Annotated in this window: 21 protein-coding genes and 1 pseudogene; 13 read left to right on the top strand and 9 right to left on the bottom strand. The window is 64.2% G+C overall.

The window, feature by feature from the left end:
- Window positions 1-23: 23 nt before the first annotated feature.
- A complete protein-coding gene (thiC, locus tag FFS13_RS08205; protein ID WP_137818611.1) occupies window positions 24-1919 on the top strand; it encodes a phosphomethylpyrimidine synthase ThiC in 1896 nt (631 codons plus the stop codon).
- A gap of 113 nt (window positions 1920-2032) precedes the next feature.
- Complete coding sequence (gene cytX / locus FFS13_RS08200) at window positions 2033-3325, top strand: putative hydroxymethylpyrimidine transporter CytX (protein ID WP_137818610.1); 1293 nt, start codon at window positions 2033-2035, stop codon at window positions 3323-3325.
- Between the two features lie 47 nt (window positions 3326-3372).
- On the opposite strand, the gene FFS13_RS08195 is transcribed toward cytX, so the two are convergent.
- Window positions 3373-4119, bottom strand: a complete 747-nt coding sequence (locus FFS13_RS08195; protein WP_137818609.1) for an RsiV family protein — start codon at window positions 4117-4119, stop codon at window positions 3373-3375.
- A gap of 210 nt (window positions 4120-4329) precedes the next feature.
- Here FFS13_RS08195 and FFS13_RS08190 point away from each other — a divergent pair, with 210 nt between their 5' ends.
- The 9 genes from FFS13_RS08190 (at window position 4330) to FFS13_RS08150 (ending at window position 13573) form a co-directional block, all read left to right on the top strand.
- Window positions 4330-4947 carry an NUDIX domain-containing protein gene (locus tag FFS13_RS08190; RefSeq protein ID WP_137818608.1) on the top strand — a complete coding sequence of 206 codons (618 nt, stop codon included), beginning with the start codon at window positions 4330-4332 and terminating at the stop codon, window positions 4945-4947.
- The gene (locus FFS13_RS08185) at window positions 4938-5390 is read left to right on the top strand and encodes a DUF1249 domain-containing protein (protein WP_137818607.1); all 453 of its coding nucleotides are present in this window, start codon (window positions 4938-4940) and stop codon (window positions 5388-5390) included. The genes FFS13_RS08190 and FFS13_RS08185 overlap by 10 nt, the downstream gene beginning before the upstream one ends.
- A gap of 121 nt (window positions 5391-5511) precedes the next feature.
- Window positions 5512-6327 (top strand): 3',5'-cyclic-AMP phosphodiesterase, encoded by an 816-nt coding sequence (gene cpdA, locus FFS13_RS08180; protein WP_137818606.1) that lies wholly within the window; start codon window positions 5512-5514, stop codon window positions 6325-6327.
- A gap of 101 nt (window positions 6328-6428) precedes the next feature.
- Window positions 6429-7046 carry a YqiA/YcfP family alpha/beta fold hydrolase gene (locus FFS13_RS08175; RefSeq protein ID WP_137818605.1) on the top strand — a complete coding sequence of 206 codons (618 nt, stop codon included), beginning with the start codon at window positions 6429-6431 and terminating at the stop codon, window positions 7044-7046.
- A gap of 21 nt (window positions 7047-7067) precedes the next feature.
- Window positions 7068-8957, top strand: a complete 1890-nt coding sequence (parE, locus tag FFS13_RS08170; protein ID WP_171006445.1) for a DNA topoisomerase IV subunit B — start codon at window positions 7068-7070, stop codon at window positions 8955-8957.
- The gene (locus FFS13_RS08165; protein WP_137818603.1) at window positions 8957-9952 is read left to right on the top strand and encodes an esterase-like activity of phytase family protein; all 996 of its coding nucleotides are present in this window, start codon (window positions 8957-8959) and stop codon (window positions 9950-9952) included. Before parE ends, FFS13_RS08165 begins: the two co-directional genes overlap by 1 nt.
- Window positions 9949-10473, top strand: a complete 525-nt coding sequence (locus tag FFS13_RS08160; protein ID WP_137818602.1) for a TIGR02281 family clan AA aspartic protease — start codon at window positions 9949-9951, stop codon at window positions 10471-10473. The genes FFS13_RS08165 and FFS13_RS08160 overlap by 4 nt, the downstream gene beginning before the upstream one ends.
- A gap of 7 nt (window positions 10474-10480) precedes the next feature.
- Window positions 10481-12733 carry a DNA topoisomerase IV subunit A gene (parC, locus tag FFS13_RS08155; RefSeq protein ID WP_137818601.1) on the top strand — a complete coding sequence of 751 codons (2253 nt, stop codon included), beginning with the start codon at window positions 10481-10483 and terminating at the stop codon, window positions 12731-12733.
- A 138-nt stretch (window positions 12734-12871) separates the two neighbouring features.
- Entirely contained in the window at window positions 12872-13573 is a 702-nt protein-coding gene (locus tag FFS13_RS08150; protein ID WP_137818600.1) for a membrane integrity-associated transporter subunit PqiC, read from the top strand.
- A 99-nt stretch (window positions 13574-13672) separates the two neighbouring features.
- Here FFS13_RS08150 and FFS13_RS08145 read toward each other — a convergent pair whose 3' ends face one another.
- Entirely contained in the window at window positions 13673-15232 is a 1560-nt protein-coding gene (locus FFS13_RS08145; RefSeq protein WP_137818599.1) for an AhpA/YtjB family protein, read from the bottom strand.
- A 142-nt stretch (window positions 15233-15374) separates the two neighbouring features.
- Between FFS13_RS08145 and serB the strand changes: the two genes are divergently transcribed.
- Window positions 15375-16589, top strand: a complete 1215-nt coding sequence (serB, locus tag FFS13_RS08140) for a phosphoserine phosphatase SerB (RefSeq protein ID WP_137818598.1) — start codon at window positions 15375-15377, stop codon at window positions 16587-16589.
- Between the two features lie 69 nt (window positions 16590-16658).
- On the opposite strand, the gene FFS13_RS08135 is transcribed toward serB, so the two are convergent.
- The 6 genes and pseudogenes from FFS13_RS08135 to rsgA all read right to left on the bottom strand — a co-directional run bounded on the left by FFS13_RS08135 (window position 16659) and on the right by rsgA (window position 23953).
- Window positions 16659-18728 carry an EAL domain-containing protein gene (locus FFS13_RS08135; protein WP_137818597.1) on the bottom strand — a complete coding sequence of 690 codons (2070 nt, stop codon included), beginning with the start codon at window positions 18726-18728 and terminating at the stop codon, window positions 16659-16661.
- A 63-nt stretch (window positions 18729-18791) separates the two neighbouring features.
- The gene (locus tag FFS13_RS08130) at window positions 18792-20609 is read right to left on the bottom strand and encodes a molecular chaperone (RefSeq protein WP_137818596.1); all 1818 of its coding nucleotides are present in this window, start codon (window positions 20607-20609) and stop codon (window positions 18792-18794) included.
- 285 nt (window positions 20610-20894) lie between these two features.
- Window positions 20895-21752, bottom strand: a complete 858-nt coding sequence (gene asd / locus FFS13_RS08125) for an archaetidylserine decarboxylase (RefSeq protein ID WP_137818595.1) — start codon at window positions 21750-21752, stop codon at window positions 20895-20897.
- Between the two features lie 41 nt (window positions 21753-21793).
- Entirely contained in the window at window positions 21794-22609 is an 816-nt protein-coding gene (gene rhdA / locus FFS13_RS08120; RefSeq protein ID WP_137818594.1) for a thiosulfate sulfurtransferase, read from the bottom strand.
- Between the two features lie 126 nt (window positions 22610-22735).
- Window positions 22736-22834 (bottom strand): annotated as a pseudogene (locus tag FFS13_RS08115) (IS481 family transposase); the annotation flags it as partial.
- A gap of 87 nt (window positions 22835-22921) precedes the next feature.
- Window positions 22922-23953 (bottom strand): small ribosomal subunit biogenesis GTPase RsgA, encoded by a 1032-nt coding sequence (rsgA, locus tag FFS13_RS08110; RefSeq protein ID WP_137818593.1) that lies wholly within the window; start codon window positions 23951-23953, stop codon window positions 22922-22924.
- A 181-nt stretch (window positions 23954-24134) separates the two neighbouring features.
- On the opposite strand from rsgA, the gene orn reads away from it, so the two are divergent.
- Window positions 24135-24677, top strand: coding sequence for an oligoribonuclease (orn, locus tag FFS13_RS08105; protein ID WP_137818592.1), 543 nt, complete (start codon window positions 24135-24137; stop codon window positions 24675-24677).
- Window positions 24678-24683: 6 nt separating this feature from the next.
- On the opposite strand, the gene queG is transcribed toward orn, so the two are convergent.
- Complete coding sequence (gene queG, locus FFS13_RS08100; RefSeq protein WP_137818591.1) at window positions 24684-25745, bottom strand: tRNA epoxyqueuosine(34) reductase QueG; 1062 nt, start codon at window positions 25743-25745, stop codon at window positions 24684-24686.
- Window positions 25746-25754: the final 9 nt, after the last annotated feature.

The following is a 25754-nucleotide window of genomic DNA, read 5'->3' as shown; positions in this document are numbered from 1 at the left end:
TGGATGATGTTTGGAGAGCCATGATGACGGTACAACAACAAAAGAACTTGAGTGAAAGCGCTCAGGTCGACCTGCAATCGGTACAACCCTTCACGCGCTCGCAGAAGATCTACGTCGAAGGCTCGCGCCCGGACATTCTGGTGCCGATGCGCGAGATCAGCCTGGACGTCACGCCGACCGGTTTTTCTGTAGAGGGGGGCGGCGAGATCAATGCCCCGGTGCTGGTCTACGACACTTCCGGCCCCTACACCGACCCGGCCGTGCAGATCGATGTGCGCAAGGGCCTGGCGGATATCCGTTCAGCGTGGATCGAGGCGCGTGGCGATACCGAGCGGCTTGCCGGCCTGAGTTCGCACTTCGGCCAGGAGCGTCTGAGCAATCCCGAGCTGACCGCCATGCGCTTCGCCCATGTGCGCAACCCGCGCAAGGCCCGCGCCGGCGCCAACGTCAGCCAGATGCACTATGCCCGCCAGGGCATCATCACGCCGGAGATGGAGTTCGTCGCGATCCGCGAAAACATGAAGCTGCAGGAAGCCCGCGCCGCCGGTCTGCTCGATCAGCAGCATGCCGGCCATAGCTTCGGCGCCAGCATTCCGAAGGAGATCACCGCCGAGTTCGTCCGCGAGGAGATCGCCCGCGGCCGCGCCATCATCCCGGCCAACATCAACCACGTGGAGCTGGAGCCGATGATCATCGGCCGCAACTTCCTGGTGAAGATCAACGGCAACATCGGCAACAGCGCCCTCGGCTCCTCGATCGAGGAAGAAGTGGCCAAGCTGACCTGGGGCATCCGCTGGGGCTCGGACACGGTGATGGACCTGTCGACCGGCAAACACATCCACGAGACCCGCGAGTGGATCATCCGCAACTCGCCGGTGCCGATCGGCACAGTGCCTATCTATCAGGCACTGGAAAAGGTCGGTGGCGCCGCCGAGGACCTGACCTGGGAGCTGTTCCGCGACACCCTGATCGAGCAGGCCGAGCAGGGCGTGGACTACTTCACCATCCATGCCGGGGTGTTGCTGCGCTATGTGCCGCTGACCGCCAAGCGCGTCACCGGCATCGTCTCCCGGGGCGGTTCGATCATGGCCAAGTGGTGCCTGGCGCACCATAAAGAGAACTTCCTCTACACCCACTTCGAAGACATCTGCGAAATCATGAAGGCCTACGACGTCAGCTTCTCGCTGGGCGATGGCCTGCGTCCGGGCTCGATTGCCGACGCCAACGACGCGGCGCAATTCGGCGAGCTGGAAACCCTCGGCGAGCTGACCAAGATCGCCTGGAAACACGACGTGCAAACCATGATCGAAGGCCCCGGCCACGTGCCGATGCAGTTGATCAAGGAGAACATGGACAAACAGCTGGAGTGCTGCGACGAGGCGCCGTTCTACACCCTCGGCCCGCTGACCACCGATATCGCGCCCGGTTATGACCACATCACCTCCGGCATTGGCGCGGCGATGATCGGCTGGTTCGGCTGCGCCATGCTTTGCTACGTGACGCCCAAGGAGCACCTCGGCCTGCCGAATAAGGATGACGTGAAGACCGGGATCATCACCTACAAGATCGCCGCCCATGCCGCCGACCTCGCCAAGGGCCACCCGGGCGCGCAGATCCGTGACAATGCGCTGTCCAAGGCGCGCTTCGAGTTCCGCTGGGAAGACCAGTTCAACCTCGGCCTCGACCCGGACACCGCGCGCGCTTATCACGATGAAACGCTGCCGAAGGACTCGGCCAAGGTCGCGCACTTCTGCTCCATGTGCGGGCCGAAGTTCTGTTCGATGAAGATCACCCAGGAAGTGCGCGAATACGCCGCCAACCAGCGTATCGAAGCCGTCGATGTGGCGGTCGAGGATGGCTTGCGCGAGCAGGCCGAACGGTTCCGCCAGGAAGGTAGCCAGTTGTACAAGAAGGTTTGACCGATAAGATAGTTCCCACGCCGGAGCGTGGGAACGATCACAAATCTGCTGAGCATCAGCCCTTCACGCCAGTGAGGGGCTGTTCTATTTATCACTTCCAGGCAGTTGCCATCGTGAATACAGCTCCTCTCAGTACTTACGCACCCTCCATCGCGGTTCCGCTCACGCAGCGGGTCTTTGGCCTGCGTGATCTGTTTTCCCTGTGGTTCTCCCTCGGCATCGGCCTGATGGTGCTGCAGACCGGCGCACTGCTGGCGCCGGGGCTGGGCATGGCCGGCGCGCTGCTGGCGATTCTGCTCGGCAGCGCCGTCGGTGTGCTGTTGCTTGCCGCAGTCGGGGTGATCGGCAGCGATACCGGCCTGGCCTCGATGGCGGCGCTCAAACTCAGCCTGGGCCGTCGCGGTGCGGCCTTGCCGGCCTTGCTGAACCTGTTGCAGCTGATCGGCTGGGGTGCCTTCGAAATCATCGTCATGCGCGATGCCGCCAGTTTGCTCGGCTCGCGCAACTTTGGCGCCGAGAGCCAGTGGGCCAACCCGACGCTGTGGACCTTGGCCTTCGGCGCGCTGGCGACCTTGCTGGCGGTCAGCGGGCCCTTGGCCTTCGTTCGTCGGGTGCTGCGCCGCTGGGGTATCTGGTTGCTGCTCGCCGCCTGCGTCTGGCTGACCTGGAATCTGTTGGCCAAGGCCGATCTGCCGGCGCTATGGGCTCGGACTGGCGATGCTTCGCTGCCGTTCGCCCTGGGCTTCGATATCGCGATCGCCATGCCGCTGTCCTGGCTGCCGTTGATCGCCGATTACTCGCGCTTTGGCAAACGCGCCGGCGGCGTGTTTGGTGGCACAGTGCTGGGTTTCTTCCTCGGCAACTTCTGGTTGATGTGCCTGGGCGTGGCCTACACCCTGGCATTCGCCGCGAGCGGCGACGTCAATACCTTGCTGCTGGCCCTGGCCGGGGCGGGGATGGGAATCCCGCTGCTGCTGATTCTGCTCGATGAGTCGGAAAAAGCCTTCGCCGATATCCATTCGGCGGCGGTCTCCACCGCTATCCTGTTGCCGCTGTCGGTGGAGCGCCTGGCGCTGATCATCGGTGCGGTCTGCACCTTGATCGCCTGGTTCGCGCCGCTGGCGCAATACCAGAACTTCCTGCTGTTGATCGGCTCGGTGTTCGCGCCGCTGTTTGGTGTGGTGCTGGTCGACCACTTCATCCTGCGCCGCCGCGCCAGCAGTTCGGCGCCTGCAGGGTTACGCTGGGCGGCGCTCTCGGCCTGGGCCGGCGGCGTGGTGACTTACCACCTGCTGGCGCATTTTTATCCGGACGTCGGTGCGACCTTGCCGGCCCTGGTGCTGGCCGGCGTATTGCAATTCGGTCTGGGGAGCATGAGCGCGCGCAAGGCGGTTTATTCGTCGTGAGCAAATAGCCGCAGTTGACTTGGGGGTACTGTTCTTCCGGTGATCTTTCAGCCCCGACCGGGGAAATACTGCGGCTTGAGAATGCCGTTGAGGCGCGGGTAGGGGATCTTCAGCTCGGGATGGCCGGACGCGTAGGGGCCGATGCTGTAGACCTCGTACTTGAGGGTCACTGCGCCGAAGGTCAGGGCCACGTTCGCGGTCGGTTGAAACGGCCAACTCTTGACGAATTCGGGGTCCTGGTCGAGCTGGTTCGCCACCAGCCAGCCCTGGTGCGCTAGCTGTGCGGCTTGCCAGAAGGCCTGCTCCTGGCCAGGCAAGAGCATATCCTGCAGGGTTAGCGCCCTGTGCAGCTTGCGGTCGTAATTGATAAAACGTCGCCCGGGCATGCCGTGGGCGCCGCCGGTGGACAGGTAGCTGGACAGCTCGATGATCACCAGGCCGTCATGCTGCTCGCGTACTTTCGCCTGCAAATAGCTGCTCCAGCCGGGCGCCGCGGCGTGGAGAAAGGCTTGTTCATAGGCTTTTAGCGAGGCGGGCAGCTGGGCGTCCGGGGCGTTGCCGGTCATGTCCAGCAGCTCATGCTCGATCAGGCCGTTGAGCGCAGGCTCCTCGGCGAAGCTCAGGGTGTCGATGTTGACCAGTGGGCAGTCGTCACCCTGGCAGCCGGCTTGGCTGTGTTCCCAGGCCGAGCGCTCGGCGTTGATAGGCGCGTTAGGGGTTGCCTGAAAAAGGCTCTGGCAGCCGCCTAAAGTGAGCGCCAGGGTGACGAATAGGGTGATTTTAAGCAGGTGCATGGCATTCCTTGGCGGTTCCGGGTTTTCAATGAAAGTCGGGGTTCGACTGTCGGTGGCGAGCCGAGTTCGCCGCTAGGCTAAGTGAATGGGGCGGATATCCTGGCAGCCCAAGGGCAATCTTGAAAGGGGCTGCGGTGGTTGAACAGGCGCGCTAGGATGACGTGAAGCCAAGGACTTTTCAGGCTCGAACCAGTCAGGAGTGGGGAACCGATGAGCGGCACTTTTATCCCAGGCCCAGAGGCGGTCGAAATCGTCGAACGAGAAAATTGTTTCCGCGGTTTCTACCAACTCGATCGTGTGCATTTGCGTCATCGTCTGTTCGCGGGTGGCATGGGCCCGCAGATCAGTCGCGAGCTGTTCGTGCGGCATGATGCGGTCTGCGTGTTGCCCTACGACCCACAGCGCGATTGCGTGGTGCTGATCGAGCAGTTCCGCATCGGCGCCCTGGATAAGAGTCCGAATCCCTGGCTGCTGGAGTTGGTGGCCGGCTTGATCGACCAGGATGAAGAGCCGGAAGAGGTGGCCCGCCGCGAAGCCGTAGAGGAAGCCGACTTGACCCTCGGCGCGTTGTGGCCGATCAGCCAGTATTACCCGTCGCCGGGCGGTTCGGACGAGCGGGTTCACCTGTTTGTCGGGCGCTGCGACAGTGCGGGCGCCGGTGGCGTGCACGGGCTGGCCGAGGAGGGGGAGGACATCCGCGTGCATGTCTTGCCGCTGGAGGACGCCTTGGCGGCGGTGCGCGATGGGCGTATCGACAACGCGGCGAGCATCATTGCGTTGCAATGGCTGGCACTCAATCGTGCCGAAGTGAGGGGACTGTGGGTGTGAACCTGCTGCGTGAACGTTACCGGGTCGACCTGATCGAGCTGCAAGCCGCTTGTGAGGCCAACTACGCGCGGCTGATGCGCCTGTTGCCGGCGATGCGTGACGAACCAGGCTCGCGGCGGGTGGCCTTGAGTCAGGGCGAGCGTCTGCTCGGGGTGCTGGCGCTGGATGTGTTGGAGGCCTGCCCCTACACCACCACCCTGCAAGTGCGCCAGGAACACAGCCTGCCCTGGTTGCCGGTGCCGCAGTTGGAAGTGCGGGTCTACCACGATGCACGCATGGCGGAGGTGATCAGTGCGGAGAACGCGCGGCGTTTTCGTAGCATTTATCCCTACCCGAATGCGGCGATGCATCAGCCGGATGAGAAGACCCAGCTCAACCTGTTTCTCGGCGAGTGGCTGAGCCATTGCCTGGCCTGTGGTCACGAACTGGAGCCGGTGCGCTAGCAAAATCAGCCGGCGCCGATTGCTTGGCGCGTGCTAACTGTGATCTATGCCCACAACGCGGCTTTACCGTTACCCGCTGGAGCCACCATAATTCCATCGATCCCGCTCAAGGAGACGGCCCTTGCCGAGCTCGCCCACTCTCGCTGCTGATTCCTCGGTGCTGCTGGTGCAGTTATCCGATAGCCATCTGTTTGCTGGCGCCCACGGCAAACTGCTCGGCATGGACACCCAGGACAGCCTGCAGCGGGTGATCGATCGAGTGCTCGAAGAACAACCACAGGTTGACCTGATGCTGGCCAGCGGGGATCTCTCGCAGGACGGTTCGCTTGAGTCCTATGTACGCTTTCGCCAACTGACCTCGGTGATTCCGGCACCTGCGCGCTGGTTTCCGGGGAATCACGATGAGCTGCCGGCCATGCGCAGCGCCTGCGTCGACACGGATCTGTTGGAACCGGTGGTGGATCTCGGTGGCTGGCGGATCATTGTCCTCGACTCCTCCATCCCCGGCGCGGTGCCCGGTTATCTGGATGAGCAGCAACTGCGCTTGCTCGCTCGGGCGTTGAGCGAAGCCCCCGAACGCCACCATTTGATCTGCCTGCATCACCATCCGGTGTCGATAGGCTGCCGCTGGATGGAGCCGATCGGGCTGCGCAACCCCGAGGAATTGTTCGCCGTGCTGGATCGCTTCCCACAGGTGCGGGCTTTGCTCTGGGGGCATATCCATCAGGAGTTCGACCAACTGCGTAACGGCGTGCGCATGCTCGCCACGCCGTCGACCTGCGTGCAGTTCGCCCCCGGTAGCGAGGAGTTTCAGGTCGATCAGGAGGCGCCGGGCTATCGCTGGCTGCGCCTGCATGCCGATGGCCGGCTGGAAACCGGCGTGTCACGGGTTACCGGTATCCCTTTCGTCGTGGACTACAGCGTCAAAGGTTATTGAGGCGATTGCCTGGGTTTGCTCATCTCGCGTCATAAAGTTGGCTGACCAAGGCTCGCGAGGCTTTGCTAAAGTGCGCGGCAAACGATCCAGGAATCGCCCGCGTGCTCACGGAATCCCCCTCCCTTCTCTATATCCACGGCCTCAACAGCTCGCCGGCGTCGCTCAAGGCCCGCCAATTACTGCAAGTGATGGAGCGCTTGGGGTGGGCCGGACAGCTGCGCGTGCCGGCCCTGCACCATCACCCGCGACAAGCCATCCAGCAGCTTGAGGCGGCCATAGCCGAGCTAGGCCGGCCGGTGCTGGTCGGCAGCTCCCTTGGCGGCTACTATGCGACCCACTTGGCCGAGCGGCATGGCCTGAAGGCCGTACTGATCAATCCGGCGGTCTGCCCGCACCGCTTGTTCGAGGGCCACCTCGGCACGCAACAGAATTATTACAGCGGCGAGACCTGGGAGCTGACGACCGAGCACGTGGCGGCTCTGGCCGAGCTGGAAGTGCCGCCGCCACATGATCCGGCACGTTATCAGGTGTGGCTGCAGACCGCCGACGAGACTCTCGATTACCGCCAGGCCGAGGCTTACTACCGCGGTTGTGCGCTGCGTATCCAGGCCGGTGGCGAGCATGGCTTTCAGGGTTTTGCCCGCCGCTTGCCCGCGCTGCTGGCTTTCGCCGGTTTTGCCTCCGCCAACTGGCGCGATTTCGATTTTTCCGACCTTTAACGACTGACGATACGAGACCCCATGGCCAGTTATAACGCAGACGCCATCGAAGTCCTCTCCGGCCTCGACCCGGTGCGCAAGCGCCCGGGCATGTACACCGACACCAGCCGGCCCAACCACCTGGCCCAGGAAGTCATAGACAACAGCGTCGACGAAGCCCTGGCCGGCCATGCGAAATCGGTGCAGGTGATCCTGCATGAGGACAACTCGCTGGAAGTCAGCGACGACGGGCGCGGCATGCCGGTGGACATTCACCCGGAGGAGGGGGTGTCGGGAGTCGAACTGATCCTCACCAAGCTGCACGCCGGCGGTAAGTTCTCCAACAAGAACTACCAGTTTTCCGGTGGCTTGCACGGCGTCGGCATCTCCGTGGTCAACGCGTTGTCGACCAGCGTCGAGGTGCGGGTCAAGCGCGATGGTAACGAGTACCGCATGACCTTCGGCGATGGCTTCAAGGCCAGCGAGCTGGAAGTGATCGGCAGCGTCGGCAAGCGCAACACCGGCACCAGCGTGCATTTCTGGCCGGACCCCAAGTATTTCGACACCCAGAAGTTCTCCGTCAGCCGTCTCAAGCATGTGCTCAAGGCCAAGGCCGTGCTCTGTCCGGGGCTGGCGGTCAGTTTCGAGGACAAGGCCAGCGGCGAGCGCGTCGACTGGTATTACGAAGACGGCCTGCGCTCCTATCTGGTGGATGCGGTCACGGAAGTCGAGCGGCTGCCCGATGAGCCATTCTGCGGCAGCCTCGCCGGTAACAAGGAGGCCGTGGATTGGGCGCTGCTATGGCTGCCGGAAGGTGGCGAGAGCGTGCAGGAAAGCTACGTTAACCTGATCCCCACGGCCCAGGGTGGCACCCACGTCAACGGCCTGCGTCAGGGCCTGCTCGACGCGATGCGCGAGTTCTGCGAGTTCCGCAGCCTGCTGCCGCGCGGGGTCAAGCTGGCGCCGGAAGACGTCTGGGAGCGCATCGCCTTCGTCCTCTCGATGAAGATGCAGGAGCCGCAATTCTCCGGGCAGACCAAGGAGCGGCTGTCCTCCCGTGAGGCGGCGGCGTTCGTCTCCGGGGTGGTCAAGGACTCCTTCAGCCTGTGGCTCAACCAGCACCCGGAGCTGGGCTTGCAACTGGCCGAGCTGGCGATCAACAACGCCGGCCGTCGGCTCAAGGCCGGCAAGAAGGTCGAGCGCAAGCGCGTCACCCAGGGCCCGGCCTTGCCCGGCAAGCTGGCCGATTGCGCCGGCCAGGACCCAATACGTTCCGAGCTGTTCCTGGTCGAAGGCGATTCCGCCGGCGGCTCGGCCAAGCAGGCGCGCGATAAGGAGTTTCAGGCGATCCTGCCGTTGCGCGGGAAGATTCTGAACACCTGGGAAGTCGATGGCGGCGAAGTACTGGCCAGTCAGGAAGTGCACAACATCGCCGTGGCGATCGGCGTCGACCCGGGCGCGGCCGACCTGACTCAGCTGCGCTACGGCAAGATCTGCATCCTCGCCGACGCCGACTCCGACGGCCTGCACATTGCCACCTTGCTCTGCGCCCTGTTCGTGCGGCACTTCCGGCCGCTGGTGGATGCCGGCCACGTCTATGTGGCGATGCCGCCGCTGTACCGCATCGATCTGGGCAAGGAGATCTTCTACGCCCTCGACGAAGGCGAGCGCGATGGCATTCTCGACCGCCTGGTGGCCGAGAAGAAGCGCGGCAAGCCACAAGTCACGCGCTTCAAAGGCCTCGGTGAGATGAACCCGCCGCAGCTGCGCGAGACCACCATGGACCCCAACACCCGCCGTTTGGTGCAGCTGACCCTGGAAGATTTCGACGCCACCCAGGAGCTGATGGACATGCTGCTGGCGAAAAAGCGCGCCGGTGATCGCAAGAGCTGGCTGGAGTCCAAGGGCGACCTGGCCGAGGTTCTGGCCTGATGCGGAGGCTGTTCGCCGCGCTGCTGCTGATGGCCACGTCGGCACTGGCGCAAGCGCTGGACGCGTTGCAATCCGCTGAAGAGTTGCAGCTGCTGGCAGAGCAGCCGGTCGAGGGCATGCGCGGCGGCAACTTGTCCGGGCTGGCCTGGTGCGGCGATGCGTTGTGGGCGGTTTCCGATCGTGAAGATGACCGACTGTACCGGCTGACGGCTGGCGTTGATGCCTTGCATGCCGAAGCCGAACTGTTCCAGGCCCCCGCGCCGCCGGACAACGGCTTGCCCTGGGGGCTGCGCATGCGCACCTGGGTGGCGAGCCTGGTACGTGGCGGAGCCATGGATTTCGAAGGCCTGAGCTGCGATGCCAAAGGCAATCGCTATCTGCTCAGCGAAGCCCACGCCGGGGTGCTGCAGATCCCGCTGGCGGGCACGGCGAGCTGGTTGAGTCTGCCGCCCAACCTGGTGCGCCAGGCGCGCGCCAGTGGCATGTTGTTGCATTTCAATGCGCAGTTCGAAGGTGTGGCCGTCGATCCGGCCGGTGAGCGTCTGTGGCTGGCCGCCGAGCGCGAGCGCCGTGGCTTGCTGGTGTTGCACCAACAGCAGTCGAGCTGGCGCTGCAGCGGCGGTTGCGTGTTGTTCGGCGAGGGCGGTAACGAGGCGCCGCCAGCGCAGCTCGACAGCCCGCCGCGCGCCCGCGATTTTTCCGATGTCGCGCTCTTGCAGAACCGGCTGTTTACCCTGGAGCGCCTGACGCAGCGCATCTGCCGGCGTACGCTTGCGAGTGGCGAGGTCGAGCGCTGCTGGTCGTTCGCCAAGGAAGCGCTGACCGACGCGCGTCGTTATAGCCAACCGTTCGGGGCTGCCGAGGGGCTGTGGCTCGATGCGCAAGGTGCCTGGATCGGCGTGGATAACGGCGGCAAGGCCCGTGGCGATGGCGAGACGCGGCCGATCGTCTGGCGTTTCGCCGCCCCCGCCGGCGGTTGGGGCGCTACGCCATGACGGCGCAAACCGCCGGTCGGCGGGCTGGACGGGTGATGCTGGTGCTGGCCTGGGGCGCCGGCCTGCTGTTGGCCACGCATTTCTTTGGTCGGTGGGAGAACGAGCAGCGCAACCCCAACCAGGTGCCGGCCTCGTCCCGCGGCGAGGGTTATATCGAAGTGCGGTTGGCTGGCAATGGCCAGGGACATTTCCTCTCCAGCGGGCAGATCAATGGTCAAGCCGTGCTGTTCCTGCTCGACACCGGCGCCACCGATGTGGCGGTCCCGGCCGAACTGGCCAAGCGTCTCGGCCTCAAACGCGGTGCGCCGGTCACCTTAAATACCGCCAATGGCCGGAGTACCGGCTATCGCACCCATCTCGAGCGCCTGCAGCTAGGCGATATCGTCCTGCAGGATGTGCGCGCGCTGGTCGCCCCCGGCATGGACGGCGACGAAGTGCTGCTTGGCATGAGTGCGCTGAAACAACTCGAATTCACCCAGCGCGACGGCACCTTGGTGCTGCGTCAGACCATTACTCAATGAGGCACGCATGAGCGACTCCCTGGACCTGAGCCTGGACGGCGTGGAGCGACGCTCCCTGGCCGATTTCACCGAGCAGGCCTACCTCAACTATTCCATGTACGTGATCATGGACCGCGCCTTGCCGCATATCGGCGACGGCTTGAAGCCCGTGCAGCGGCGGATCGTCTATGCCATGAGCGAGCTGGGCCTGGACGCCGACTCCAAGCACAAGAAGTCGGCGCGTACCGTCGGTGACGTGCTCGGCAAGTTCCACCCCCATGGCGATTCGGCCTGCTACGAGGCCATGGTGCTGATGGCGCAGCCGTTCAGCTACCGCTACACCCTGGTCGACGGCCAGGGTAACTGGGGGGCGCCGGACGATCCGAAGTCCTTCGCCGCCATGCGTTACACCGAGGCGCGGCTGTCGCGTTATTCCGAGGTGCTGCTCAGCGAGCTGGGCCAGGGCACCGCGGACTGGGTGCCAAACTTCGACGGCACCCTCGATGAGCCGGCCGTGCTGCCGGCGCGGCTGCCCAACCTCTTGTTGAATGGCACCACCGGGATCGCCGTGGGCATGGCCACCGACGTGCCGCCGCACAACCTGCGCGAGGTCGCGACGGCCTGCGTGCGCCTGCTCGATGAGCCGAATGCGACGGTCGAGCAGCTCTGCGAGCATGTGCTGGGGCCGGATTATCCGACCGAAGCCGAGGTCATCACCCCGCGTGCCGACCTGCTGAAAATCTATGAAAGCGGCCGTGGCTCGGTGCGCATGCGCGCGGTGTATCGCGTCGAGGATGGCGATATCGTCATCACCGCGCTGCCGCATCAGGTCTCCGGCGCCAAGGTGCTGGAGCAGATCGCCGCGCAGATGCAGGCGAAGAAGCTGCCGATGGTCGCCGACCTGCGCGATGAGTCGGATCACGAGCACCCGTGCCGCATCGTCATCATCCCGCGCTCCAACCGCGTCGATGCGGACGAGCTGATGCAGCACCTGTTCGCCACCACCGAGCTGGAGTCCAGCTACCGGGTCAACATCAATATCATCGGCCTGGATGGCAAGCCGCAGGTGAAGAACCTGCGCGAACTGCTCCACGAATGGCTGGTGTTCCGCATCGGCACCGTGCGCCGGCGCCTGCAGTTCCGTCTGGACAAGGTCGAGAAGCGCCTGCGGTTGTTGGAAGGTTTATTGATCGCCTTCCTCAACCTGGATGAGGTGATCCACATCATCCGCACCGAGGATCAGCCCCGAGCGGTGTTGATGGAGCGCTTTGGCCTGACCGAAGAGCAGACCGACTATATCCTCGACACCCGCTTGCGCCAGTTGGCGCGGCTGGAAGAGATGAAAATCCGTGGCGAGCAGGAAGAGCTGGCCAAGGAGCAGGCGCGCCTGCAGGCTCTGCTCGGCAGTGAAAACAAGCTGCGCAAGCTGGTGCGTACCGAGTTGCTCGCCGATGCGCAGACTTACGGCGATGACCGTCGCTCGCCGATTGTTGCGCGGGCCGAGGCCAAGGCGTTGTCGGAAACCGAGCTGATGCCGACCGAGCCGGTCACCGTGGTGATCTCGGAGAAAGGTTGGGTGCGTTGCGCCAAGGGTCACGACATTGACGCCACGGGCCTGTCCTACAAGGCCGGCGATGGCTTCAAGACCGCCGCTCCGGGCCGCTCGAACCAGTACGCGGTGTTTATCGATTCCAGCGGACGCAGCTACTCGTTGGCGGCGCATTCGTTGCCGTCGGCGCGTGGCCAGGGCGAGCCGCTGACCGGCCGGCTGACGCCGCCGCCGGGCGCCAGCTTCGAGTGCGTGCTGTTGCCGGATGACGAGGCGCTGTATGTGATCGCCTCGGATGCGGGTTACGGCTTCGTCGTCAAAGGCGAGGATCTGCAGGCCAAGAACAAAGCCGGCAAGGCGCTCCTGAGCCTGCCGAACGGCGCGAAAGTGCTGCTGCCACGGCCGGTGGCCAATCGTGAAGAGGATTGGCTGGCCGCGGTGACGACCGAGGGCCGCCTGCTGCTGTTCAAGGTCGGCGACCTGCCGCAGCTGGGTAAGGGTAAAGGCAATAAGATCATCGGCATTCCCGGCGAGCGGGTGGCCAGCCGTGAGGAGTTCCTCACCGATCTCGCCGTAGTGCCGAGCGGGGCAACCTTGGTGCTGCAAGCCGGCAAGCGCACCTTGTCGCTTAAGGCGGATGATCTGGAGCACTACAAGGGCGAGCGTGGCCGGCGCGGAAACAAGCTGCCACGCGGCTTCCAGCGCGTCGATGGGCTGTTGGTCGAGGCGTAGAGCCGAGGCTGCCGGTCGCGTCGGACCGCGAGAGGCTGGAGTCGCGCGGTGGATTAACGGATGATAGGCCGTCCTGGAACCTTTCAGTACGGCGTTTTGACTGCCGGCGGCCATCGGGCTGCCGCTTGGGTGAGATGAATGATGGTGTCGCGTTTTCCCTTGGTCCTGTTGCTGAGCGGCTTGCTCGGCCTGGTCGGTTGCGTCAGCCAGCCGCCGGTGACGCTCTATCAGCTGGATAGCGGCAATCCGGGCGTGCCTGCGTCGAGCAAGGGGTTGGCCGTGTTGCTGGGGCCGGTCTCGGTTGCCGATTATCTGCAGCGCGAGACGCTGTTGCAGCGCCAGCCCGACGGCAGCCTGACCTCGGCCACCGAGGCACGTTGGGCCGGTAGCCTGGGTGCCGATATCGATCAGTTGCTGTTGCGCCAACTGGCGTGGCGTCTGGACACTCAGCGTCTGGTGCTGGCGCCGAGCGCAGCGGGCTTTGTGCCGGATGTGCAGGTAGTGCTCTCGATCACCCGTCTGGATTCCGGGCCGCAGCAGCCGGCGGTCTTGGATGCGCAGTGGCGCCTGCTGGATAAGCGCGGTCAGTTGCGCGACAGCCGCTTAATCCATCTGGAGGAGCCCCATCAGGGGGCCGCCGCCGATCAGGTGCGTGCGCAAAGCCTGGTCTTGCGCCGCTTGGTGGAACAGCTGGCGACGGCTATCCAGCCGTTGTCCGAGCCGCAGGCCGAGGAGCCGCGCAAGGCGGCGCCCGCAGCCCCGGCGCGTACTCGGCCCAGCGGGCCACAGATACCCAAGGCGGCGCCGGTACGAACCGATGTGGAAGTGTTTCGCTTCTAGCGATTCAGTAAAAAAGCCCGCGGAATGCGGTTTTTTATGCGTGTCGCTGGCTAGCATGGCGCAAGGCCGGCACCGGCAGCGGATGAGTGATAAGGAGGGTCAGGAGCGTGTCGGCTGCTCGTGCATGCGCGCCAGTTGTCGCTCCAGCAGCGAGGGGTAGGGCTCCAGCAGGCGTTCGACGCAGCAGGCGCCTTCCGGGCTGGCGATGGCGCGGATGCGTACGCGTTGGCGCAGCAGCGGGTCATCGCCAATGCTGCGCTCGACCAGCAGCAGGTTACGGCTGTGCTGGGAGAGTGCCAGGGCATCCTGGGCGGTATCGCTGAGCAGCAACTCGCCCTGGCTCAGGTCGAGCAAGTCTTCGCCGGCGGTCAGGCCGAGTTGGAGCTGCAGGGTGATGCCGCTGTCGGCGACTTCGATCTGCAGGGCATGGCCGAGGGCGCGCATCAGCTCGCCGCAGCAGATGGCGTGGGTCAGGTAGTCTTCGCCGCTGTCCTGGCTGTGGAACAGCATCAGGCTGCTGCCGTCGTTCAGGGTGTGCAGTACGCCCTGGTAGAGCGCGGCGGCCTGGTCGAGGCAGTCACGGTAGCGTTGCAACAGATCCATCAGGCGGGCGCGCGGCAGGCGGCGCAATTGCTCCTGGGCACCCAGTTGGATGGCCAGCACCGCGGTTTGCTGCGGCTCGCTGCTGACGGGGGCGAGGCCCGGCGTGGCGTCATGTTGCGGGGCGCGCAGGTCGGCGAAGGGGTCGTCCTCCTCGGCGCCGGCCAAGCGGCGCGGCGCTTCGGCGTATTCGTCATCGGTATCGAAGCTGGGATCGCGCAGGTCGCGGATCTCGAAGGCCGGTTCAGTACCGGCGGCGTCGAGGTAGTCCGCGTCCTCTTCGGCATACTCTTCTTCGCCGTAGCTGTCTTCGGCGTAGTCGGCTGCGCTGTATTCAGGTGCCGCCGGCGGTTCGGGCTGCGGCTTCTCCGGCACCAGGCGGGCCTGGAGCTGGCGGGCCAAGTCGCCAATCTCGTCCTGACGCCCGGCGCCAGGGGCTGGATCGTCCGGATCGCGCAACCACAGGCGCAGTTGCAGCAAGGGCGTGGAGATATGCCGGCCCAGGCGCAGGCTCAAGGACAGGGTCAGCGCCAACAGGATCAGGCTGAGCAAGCCCATGCTCTGCAAGCTGATGGTCATTGGCTGTTGGAACTGTTGCATATCCAGGCTGATGCGCAGGTGTCCGGCGATCACTTCCTGAAAGGTGATCGGCGTCGAGTACAGGCCTTCGGCTTCCCCAAGCATGCCCTGGGTCGGCCGCGAGCCGGCTTCGGCGAGGATGCGGTTATCCACGCTGTAGATGGCCGCATGGGCTACCAGCGGGTTCTTCACCAGGTTGTTGAGCAACACGTTGAGGCTGAGGATGTCATTCGACACCAGCAACTCGGTGGCCGACGCGGCGGTCTGGGTGATCAGGCTCTGCCCCAGGGCGTCGGCCTGCTGCTGCATGGCCTGCTTGAACTGCATGCCCATGACCAAGGCGTAGATCACCAGTGCCAGCGCGACCAGCAGCAGGCTGTGGCTGGCAATGCGCAGGGCCAATGGCACGCGCCGCTGACGCAGGGCGTGGAAGATCAGCAGGAAGAAATTATCGGGTTTGACGGGCGCGGGCCGGTTCACAGAGCTCGGCTCTTCTCGAATGGAGTTGCCGCGCAGTATAACGACCGGCCAGGGGTGGGCAAAGCGCGTGCGTGCCCGTATGGCTGCGAAAGTGGTTAGAATGTGCGCCTTTTCATGGGCCACAGACCCCAGGAGCTGCGCCTTGCGTGAAATCGTCCTGATCAACATCACCGGTGAAGATCGTCCCGGCCTGACCGCTGCCATTACTGGGGTGCTGGCGCAGGGCGGGGTGAACATCCTCGACATCGGCCAAGCGGTGATTCACGACACCCTGTCGTTCGGCATTCTGGTCGAGATTCCGGGCACCGAGCAGGCCTCGATGGTGCTCAAGGATGTGCTGTTCACCGCTTATAAGCTGGATCAGCAGGTGCGCTTCACCCCGGTCTCCGAGAGTGATTACCAGCAATGGGTCGGCGGCCAAGGCAAGCCGCGGCATATAGTCACCCTGCTGACGCGCAAGGTGACCGCCGAGCAGTTGCAACGGGTCAGCTCGATCACCGCGAAGTACGGCCTGAATATCGACCATATCGATCGTCTGTCCGGACGCATGCCGTTGGACACGCCGGCCGAGCAGAGTAAGGGCTGCATCGAGTTTTCCGTGCGCGGAGAGCCGGCTGATCCGCTGGCGCTGCGTGCCGAGTTCCTCAGCGTGGCGCAGGAGCTCAACGTCGATATCGCCTTCCAGCAGGACTCGGTGTTTCGCCGCAATCGCCGCCTGGCGGTGTTCGATATGGATTCCACGCTGATCGAGGCCGAGGTCATCGACGAACTGGCCAAGGTGGCTGGCGTCGGTGAGCAGGTCGTGGACATCACCGAAAGAGCCATGCGCGGCGAGTTGGATTTTCGTGCCAGCTTCAAAGAGCGGCTGGCGCTGCTTAAGGGGTTGCCCGAGAGCGAGTTGGCGGCGATCGGTGCGTCTCTGCGGCTGACCGAGGGCGCCGAAACGCTGTTCGCCGAGCTCAAGCGGCTGGGTTACAAAACGGCCATCCTGTCCGGCGGCTTCAGCTACTTCGCCAGGCAGTTGCAGGCCAAGCTGGGCATCGATTACGTCTTCGCCAATGAATTGCAGATCGTCGCCGGTCGGCTCACCGGCGTGGCGATCGAGCCGATCGTCGATGCCCAGCGCAAGGCGGATTTGCTGCGGGAGTTGGCGCAGCAGGAAGGTTTGCGTCTGGAGCAGACCATTGCCGTCGGCGACGGAGCGAACGATCTGCCGATGCTGGCGATTGCCGGTCTGGGGGTGGCGTTCCGCGCCAAACCGCTGGTTAAGCAGTCGGCCAAGCAGGCGATCTCGACCCTGGGTTTGGATGGGGTTCTCTATTTGTTGGGCTACCGCGATCGCGATGGTCAGGATTGAGTGCTCCTGCGCATGAAAAAAGCCGCCCTCGGGCGGCTTTTTTCATGCGCAGGGCTGTGCTGTCGAGGGTTACTCGTCGCCGGCGGAGAAGTCGTAATCCATCGACTGGCTGGGCCGTTGTAGGTAATAGCCTTGGATATAGTTGACCCCGGCTTGCCAGAGGGTGGCCAACACGCTGGTGCTCTCGACTAAGGGCACTATGGTCAACTTGGCCTGGGCGTGCAGGCTGGTCAGCAAGGTTTTCAGCGTGTCCTGATTCTCCGCCTTGGACAGATCCTGGGAGAAGGAGCCATCGACTTTGACGAAGTCGATGCTCAGGTGCTTCAGCGTGTTGAACGGGTTGAGCGAACAACCGAACTGGCTGAGGACGACCTTGCAATGCAGTTCGGCCAGTCCCTGGGTCAGTGCCTTGGCCTGCTTCAGGTAGGCAATGGCATCGGGCTCGTTGATTTGCAAGGCCAGCGCATCGGAAGGCAGGCGTGCGGCCTTCAGCGCCACACTGAGCCAAGGCAGTAGCGTTTGGTCCTGCAGGCTGGCGCTGGACAGGTGGATGAACAGGCGGGTGTTGTGGCCTTTTGCACGGTGCTCGGCGAGCAGCTTGATGGCGTTGAGTATCACCCAGCGGTCGATCTTCTCGGCCAAGCCGGCTTCCTTGGCGGCACCGAGGAACTCACGCGGCGGCACTTCTTCGCCCTGGGCATTGAGCAGGCGCAACAGCACTTCATAGTGTTCGTGGCTGTCGCCGCGCAGGCTGATGATCGGCTGGAACAGCAGGCGGAAGCTGTTGCTCTCCAGCGCCTGTTGCAGCATGGCGACGATATTGCCGCGGTTGGCGGCGGCGGCCAGTTCCTGCGCCGGGTTGAACAGTTTGAGGGCGTTGCCCTCGCTGAGTTCGTCGGCACAGCGGCGGGCGCGCTCGACCACTTCCTGGGCTTTCGGGGTTTTTTCGTTGAGCCCGGCAATGCCGATCGACAGGCTGGTCTGCACGGTTCGGCCGCTGACATCGAACATATGGCTTTCGACTTTCTTCAGTAATTCAGCCAGGCCCGCTTGAGTTTGCTCGGGGGTTTGTCCGGGTTGCAGTACGGTGAAAACGTCGTCGCCAAAGCGTGCCAGCTGCGCTTCGCCGGCAAAGTGAGCGCGGAGCAGGTTGGCCAGGTCGGTCAACAGCAGGTCGATGCCGGCGAGGCCGGTTTCGGCCAGCAGACTGGTGTAGCGGTCGAGGCGGATGTAGGCCAGGCTGGCGGGTTGCCCGGCATTCACGGCGCGCTCTGCGGCGCAATCCAGCTGCTCGAGGAAGTGGTTACGGTTATGCAGGCCGGTGACCAGGTCCAGGCTGCTGATTTCGCGCAGTTTCTCTTCCAGCTCGGCGTTGCCGCTTTCCGCGCGGATCACCACCTGAATGCAGGGTTCGCCGTCGTAAGTCGCCGGCGAGAAGTTCATGCGCGCCTGGAAGCTCTGGCCGTCGGCCTTGACCCCACCACAGAGCAGCTCGGCGCCGCCCTCGGCACTCTGATAGTTTTTCAGGAAATCCTTGAAGTTGCCCTGATCACTGCTGGCGATCAGGTCGATCATCGGCATGCCTTCCAGTTCGTCGGCATCTTCGTAGTCGAAGAGTTCGAGGTAGGCGCGGTTGGCGTAGATGTGCATGCCGTCATGTACGTAGGTAATGGCATCCACCGAACTGTCGAGCAGGAGCTGGCAGCGTTTTTCCGCCTCGCGCAGGGCGACCTCGGCGGCGCGGCGGGCACGCCGCTCTTCCAGGTTGGCCAGCTCACGGTTCGCCACCAGGATCAGGCGCTCGTCCTCACCTTGTGGCACGGCATCCTGGGCGCCAAGTGCCAAGGCTTCGGTAATGGCGTCGGCGTCATTGCCGTCGATCAACTGGATCAGGGGAATGTCTTTAGCTTGGCGGCGGATCGCGCTGATCGCCTCGCTGGGCTCAAGCAGCTCGCTGCTGGGGGCGGCGATCAGCAGGTCCCAGCTCTGCTGGAGAGCTGCGGCGAGGTCGTCGCTGGACGTCAGGCGGTGCACGCGAGTGGCGTGACCGGCATTGCGAAATAGGCTGACGAGACGCTCGGCTTCGTTCTGCGAGTCCTCGAGAATCAGCAGCCTTATGGTTTTTTTTTCGATGGCCATGGTGTGTGCTTAAACTGCGCCGAACGGGCGCGAAAAGGCGACAAAAGTGGGTGTGCCGGCAATCTACAGCGACTTCCAGAGTGAGTCAAAGTCTTCCTCGCCGCCGCTGTTCTGGCTTGTCGGGGTTGTGACCGGCCTCCCGTGGTCATTCGGGGTTTGTTCGACCATGCGGTATTCGAACTGGTTGAAACTGCCGGTACTGGTCTGCCGGCGGCTCAAGACCGCGCGCCGTTCTTCACCATTCAAGTTGATCAGCACTTTGTGGCCCTCCTGGAACGGCAGGCGTGGCGTGATCAGGGTCGCCGGGCGAGAAATTGCGCTGATTTCCGGGAGCAACAAGGCGCGTAGGTACTGGCTATTTTGCTCGGCCTTACGCAGCAGCTGCAGGCCGCAGGGCCGCGCGTGCGGGGCGATCAGCTCAATGCCTATCTGGGTGCCGCCGCCGCGCACTTGGCGAATCCAGCGCACCAGGGCGATGCTCCAACTCTGCTCGGGAGCGTCTTGGACGCCCAGCAGTTCGCCGGCCTGGAGTTGGCTGGGGACCTCTTTCGGCCAGCTCAGGCAATAGCCGCCGGGGCTGTGGTTGACGATCGCCAGTTCGAAGGTGGGGTAGTTCTCGCCGGGGACGCTGGGCGGCGGTTCTTGCCCCTCGACGACCGGCCGCTGGTACTGGATCTCCTCGAGGGGCGCGCCACTTTCCCAGTGGCTGGTCGGCTGAGCATCGAAGGCGTTGCGCCAAATGTCCGGTATATCGGTGGTCATTGGTTTGAAAATGGCCGCTTGTGCTTCTTCTGGACGTTTGAGTACTTCGTTGAAGGGCTTTTGCCCGGCCAGGAAGTAATGCGCTGCGCTCATGCCAAGGCTCAGGGTCAGGCTGCCCTGGCCAGCACTGCGTTGGAACGTGCGCTCGGCAATATCACCCCAGGCCGAACTCAGATGTTGCAGCAAGTCCAGGCTCAAGCCCTCAGGGACCAGCAGGCGGGCGGCGTTGCGGCTTTCTGCGGGTAACAGCAGGTATTCCTTGAGCGCATCGACCAGGGGTTGCGGATCGATGCCCAGCAGGTTGTGCAGTTCGCCTTGCTGAAACAACGATTTGTAGCGCGGCGGGCCATCGATTTGCGTGGCAACGGCGAACAGGCTGCTGGGCTCGCCGGCCGCTTGCAGGTGCACCAATGCACTCCAGGACTCGAGGATTTCCGCCAGGCGGGCAATGCCGCTCTGGCGCATCTGGTTGCTGCGGGCGCAGCCAAGCAACAAGGCGATCAGGTAGGTCTGTTCAACGCTCAAGCCTTTGCTGTGGCGCGCCATGGGGTCGCGCACCACGATCGCGTGCAGGTCGCGCTCGTGGGCAATTTGATGCAGCTTATGCAGCTCCAGCCACAGCCCCTCCGGCACCGGACAGTAGAGTTGGCTGGCACGAATCAGTGGGCCGCAGAGGCTGTGCGCGGCGCGCTGTAAGGCGACCGTCAGCAATTGCAGCTGGGCGCGTTCGCGGGGCGCGCGCGGAGCCTCTTGCGCAATGATCAGTTTGTAGCCGGCGGCCAGATGGTTCTGCAGCGCCTGACAGAGGTTGGCGACTTTGCGCGGGCGTTCATCGAGCACTATCGCTTGGTTGAGGAAGTGCCGTTCCAGGTGTTTGCAGACGAAATAGACTTCCGTGCGCAGCAACTCCAGCAGCTGTAGGCGATTTTCCGCCGGGGTCACCAGCTGATTGAGTTCCACCAGGGCCTGATAGAGCTGACGCGCGGTTTCTCCCAGGTTGGCCTTCGGCAGCCGGGCGATCCAGCGTTTCAGGTCGCCAGGGCTGGAGTCGCAGAAGGACAGCTTCTGCTGGTCGGGTGTCGGGACACGTAAGAGCAGGTGGGGGCTCTGTTGATCCATGTGCTTGGATACTCCAACGCCGCAGGGCGCGACGAGTGGTTCTACGCATTGGGCTTTGCCGAACTCTAGCAGTATCTTGAGGTGCTCGCAGCCCACCATCGGGATGGTGTGTGCCGTTGCTCTGGGGCGGCCAGTAACATTGAGGCCAGTCGATACTGTGACCTCAAGGGTTGTCGGGCTGTGCCAGCCCGCGGCGGATTTAACGCCCTGGGTCGACTTGCCGGCTGCCCGGTGCGACGCGCGTGGGGTTGGCGGGCCGCCGAGGCCGCCCGCGCAGTCGAGCGGTTACTGCCCGTTGCCAAGGCGCTGGCCCATGCGGACGGCGCTGCCGGCTAGCAACTCTTCAGACCATTTCACCTGGTCCGGGCCAAACAGCACGATAGCGGTGGAGCCCAACTTGAAGCGGCCGAGTTCCGCGCCTTTCGCCAGCTCAACTGGCGCGCGGGCCGCCGCATCGTAGCGGGTGGTCTTCAGTTCGCGCTTGGGCGGTGTGATCAGGCCGGCCCAGACCGTTTCGATCGCGGCGACTATCATCGCGCCGACCAAGACGACGGCCATCGGCCCGCGCTCGGTGTCGAACAGGCACACCAGGCGCTCGTTACGGGCGAACAGCTCGGGAACATTTTCGGCGGTGCTCTGGTTGACCGAGAACAGCCGGCCCGGCACGTAAACCATCTCCTTGAGGGTGCCCGCCAGCGGCATGTGCACGCGGTGGTAGTCCTTCGGCGAGAGGTAAATAGTGGCGAACTCACCGCCCATAAAGGGCGCGGCCCGTTCGGCATCGCCGCCGAGCAGTTCGAGTGCGCTGAAGCCGTGGCCTTTGGCCTGGAACAAGCGCCCGTGTTCGATCGGCCCGAGCTGGCTGACGGCGCCGTCAGCCGGGCAGAGGATCGCCCCAGGGGTGTCATCCAGCGGGCGCGCGCCGTCTTTCAGGGCGCGGGTGAAGAACGCGTTGAAGTGCTCGTAGGCGGTCGGCTCTTCGACCTGGGCTTCGCTCATGTTCACCTGGTAGTGCTGGACGAACCAGGTGATCAGGCGGTTCTTGAGCCAGCCGGCCCGACATTCGGCGGCGCAACCGATCAGCCGCGACAGCAGGTGGTGGGGCAGCAGGTACTGGCTGAGGATAAACAAACGCTGTTTCATGGGTGTCCTTAAAAAGTGGAGAGCCTCGGAAAGACGAGGGCTTACAGCTCGACCGGTGTGTCCGGGTGATTGCCCCATTCGCCCCAGGAGCCGGCATAGCCTTTTACCCGCGGATAGCCGAGGGCCTTGGCGATCAGATAGGTGAAGCCCGAGCGGTGGTGAGTCTGACAGTGGGTGATGATTTCTTTGTCTTTGCTGATGCCCAGGCTCTCGAGAATCGCCGGCATATCCTCACGGATGCGCAGGGCGCGCGCCGGGTCCATGCCGGCCGTCCATTCGAAATTGATCGCGCCGGGAATGTGCCCGGCTTTGGCGGCGAGGACTTTCTCGCCGCGGTACTCGCTCGGTGCGCGGGCATCCCAGATGGCCAGGTCGGCTGCGCCTAGACGACTTTGCAGGTATTCGCGGGTCGCGCTCGGCTCGTCATGCAACGCCAGTGCAACCGGACCGCCGGCGCTGGCCGGGGTGACTTGGGACAGCTCGCGAGCCTCCGCCAGCCAGGCCTGCAGGCCGCCATTCAGGTAGTGGTAGCGGCCATGGCCGATCACGTCCAGCAGCCAGATAAAGCGTCCGGCCCAACCACCGCCTTCGTCGTCATAGACCACGTACAGCGCCTCCGGGTTATGCCCCAGTTCGCCGAACAGGGCCTCCAGTTGCGCCAGCGCCGGTAGCAGGCCCGGCGCTGGCGGCTGACCCAGTTGGGTGCGTTTCGGGTCGACGAAGTGCGCACCGGGGATATGCCCGGCGGCGTAGCGGGCGGCGCTGGTCAGGTCGACCAGGATCAGCTCAGGAGCCGCCAGGCGCGCAGCCAGGTCGGCGGGTTCGATAACCAGGGGCAAGGTAGAGAAGGCGGACATGGAAGGCCTCCGAATCAGGGAAAGGGGCGAATTGTAGCGGAAAGGCTAGCGCCCGCGTTCGGCAAAGCAGGCCGCGGCGCGCTCAATAGATTGCACGGTTTTGCTGAAGGTCTGCCCGCTGGCCTCGGCGCGGGTGCGCCATTTGGCGACGGTCTTCTCGTTCAGCCCGTAGCGGGTGGCAAGCGTGCGGGTCGACTCTTGCGACGCTTGGAGCTCGGCTCGGATTCGCGCTTAGCTGAAAGTTCAAGGGCGCACCACGACTCCCTGGGGCCGCACGCCTAACAGGCCGCGGTTGATCGCGGCCTGTTAGTCTCAGTATTCCGTTTCCGGCAGGCTGGCGAGGATATGCCGGTAGCTGGCCATCCGCTGCGGCTGGATGCGGCCCTCTTGCAGGGCTTGCAGCAGCGCGCAGCCGGGCTCGCGATCATGCTTGCAGTCGCGGAAACGACAGTGGCCGAGCAGGTCGTGGAACTCGATGAAGCCGGCTTCGACATCATCCCGGCTGACGTGCACCAGGCCGAACTCGCGGATGCCGGGTGAGTCGATCAGCTCGCCGCCACCGGGGAAGTGGAACAGGCGGGCGGTGGTGGTGGTATGCGTGCCTTTGCCGGTGAGTTCCGACAGTGGGCCGACGCGGGTGTCGACCTCCGGCAGCAGGCTGTTGACCAGCGAGGATTTGCCGACGCCGGACTGGCCGACAAAGACACTGACATGCCCGTCCAGCAGGGCCTGGAGCTGTTCCATGCCGCCGCCCTGGTGGGCGGAAACCTCCAGCAGTGGGTAGCCCAGTTGGCGATAGACGCCGAGTAGCGCATTCAGCGCCACGGCGTTTTTCTCGTCGATCAGGTCGGCTTTGTTCAGCAGCAGCAGTGGACGAATGCCCGCATGTTCGGCGGCGACCAGGTAGCGGTCGATCAGATTGGCGTGCGGCTCGGGCAGCGGGGCGAAGACGATGACGATCAGGTCGACGTTGGCCGCTACCGGCTTCAATTGGCCGCGGCTGTCCGGGCGGCACAGTTCGGTGTTGCGCGGCAGTTGCGCGACGATCACCCCGATGCCTTGATTGCCGGCGCGCCAGACCACCCGGTCACCGGTGACCAGGGTGGGCAGGTTGGCGCGCAGGTGGCAGCGGAAGACTTGCCCGGCCAGCTCGCCGTCCTGGGCCTCGACCTCGACCTGCACGCCGAAGTGGGCGATCACCAGGCCGATCTGCTCGGGGCCGAGGTCGCCGCCTTCCAGCGCATCCAGCGTCTGCGACTCGCGCTTGGCGGCGCGCGCGGCGCGCTCACCCTGAATCTTCTCGATGCGCCAGTTTTGGCGACGGTTGAGCTGGCGTTTGGCCATGGGGCTTCCGATAAATAAAACAGCGAATAGATAAGGCGGCGGATAAGTCGGTCGGCGGCGAGTTTAGCACGCTGCCGGCTGGCTTAAGTTCGTAGCGGGCATGGCGATAGCCTGGTTCGCCACGGCGGACGAGATGTCGCGCCCTAGGCTAAACTGCGCAGCTAAGCCGAGGAGCGCCGCTATGCAAAACCCGCAAAATTTGATCTGGATCGATCTGGAAATGACCGGTCTGAATCCGGACACCGATGTCATCATCGAAATGGCCACCATAGTCACCGACAGCAACCTCAATGTGCTGGCGGAAGGGCCGGTGATCGCCGTGCATCAGAGCGATGAAATTCTCGCCGGCATGGACGAGTGGAACACCCGGCAGCATGGCGGCTCTGGCCTGACCCGACGGGTGCGCGAGAGCACGATCGGCGCGGCGGAGGCGGAGGCGCAGACCATCGCCTTCCTCGAGCAGTGGGTGCCCAAGGGCAAGTCGCCGATCTGCGGCAACAGCATCTGTCAGGATCGACGCTTCCTGTATCGCCATATGGGCACGCTGGAAGCCTACTTCCACTACCGCAACCTGGACGTCTCCACCCTGAAGGAGCTGGTCACTCGGTGGGCGCCGCAGGTGCACGACGGCTTCAAGAAGAGTGGCGCGCACCTGGCTCTGGACGATATTCGCGACTCCATCGCCGAGCTCAAGCACTACCGCGAACACTTCATCAAGTTCTGATCGAGATTAGCGGCCGTGCCGGCTCAGGGCCCACTCGACATGCTCGCGCACCAGCTCCGAGGGGTGTGCGCGGCGCGCCTCCAGGGCTTCCAGCACCGGAATGCTCGAAGGCGCATTGCCCAGGCCGACGGCCAGGTTGCGCAGCCAGCGCTCATAGCCGGCGCGGCGCAGCGGTGAGCCTTCGGTGCGGCTGAGAAATTCCTCCTCGCTCCAGCGGAACAGCTCGGCCAGCTCGGCGTTATCCAGATTATGCCGTGGCTGGAAGTCGCCCTGGCTGGTGGGGCGGGCGAAGCGGTTCCAGGGGCAGACGATCTGGCAGTCGTCGCAACCGAACACCCGGTTGCCGATCAGTGGGCGCAGCTCCGCTGGGATCGGGCCCTTCAGCTCGATGGTCAGGTAGGAGATGCAGCGCCGTGCATCCAGCACATAAGGGCCGACAAAGGCGGCAGTCGGGCAGATGTCCAGGCAGGCGCTGCAGCGTCCGCAATGTTCGCTGCCGTGTGCCGGATCAACCGGTAGCGGCAGGTCGACAAACAGCTCGCCGAGAAAGAAATAGCTGCCGGCTTGGCGGTTAAGCACCAGGGTGTTCTTGCCGATCCAGCCGAGCCCGGCCTGTTCGGCGATGGCTTTTTCCAGCACCGGGGCGCTGTCGACGAAGGCCCGATAACCGAACGGGCCAATCGCCTGCTGAATGCGCTCGGCCAGTTGTTGCAGGCGCTTGCGAATCAGCTTGTGGTAGTCGCGGCCCAGCGCGTAGCGCGACACGTAGGCGGTCTCCGGCTGACCCAGACGCTGCGCCATCAGCGTGTCGCCGGGCAGGTAATCCATCCGCAGCGAGATCACCCGCAAGGTGCCGGGCACCAGTTCCTCCGGGTGCGAGCGTTTACTGCCGTGGGCGGCCATGTAGTCCATCTCGCCCTGATAGCCGGCGGCCAGCCAGCGTTCGAGATGCGCCTGGTGCTCGGCCAGATCCAGCCCGGCAATGCCGACCTGTTGAAAGCCCAGCTCTCGACCCCAGTCTTTGATCGACTGGGCGAGCGCGGCGAGATCGAGCGGGGAGGTGGACATTCGAACAGG

The sequence above is a fragment of the Pseudomonas sp. 2FG genome, assembly GCF_005502935.1.
In the GTDB taxonomy this organism is placed as follows: domain Bacteria; phylum Pseudomonadota; class Gammaproteobacteria; order Pseudomonadales; family Pseudomonadaceae; genus Aquipseudomonas.
The sequence above is the reverse complement of the archived record's forward strand: the minus strand, read 5'-3'. Positions and strand labels throughout refer to the sequence as shown.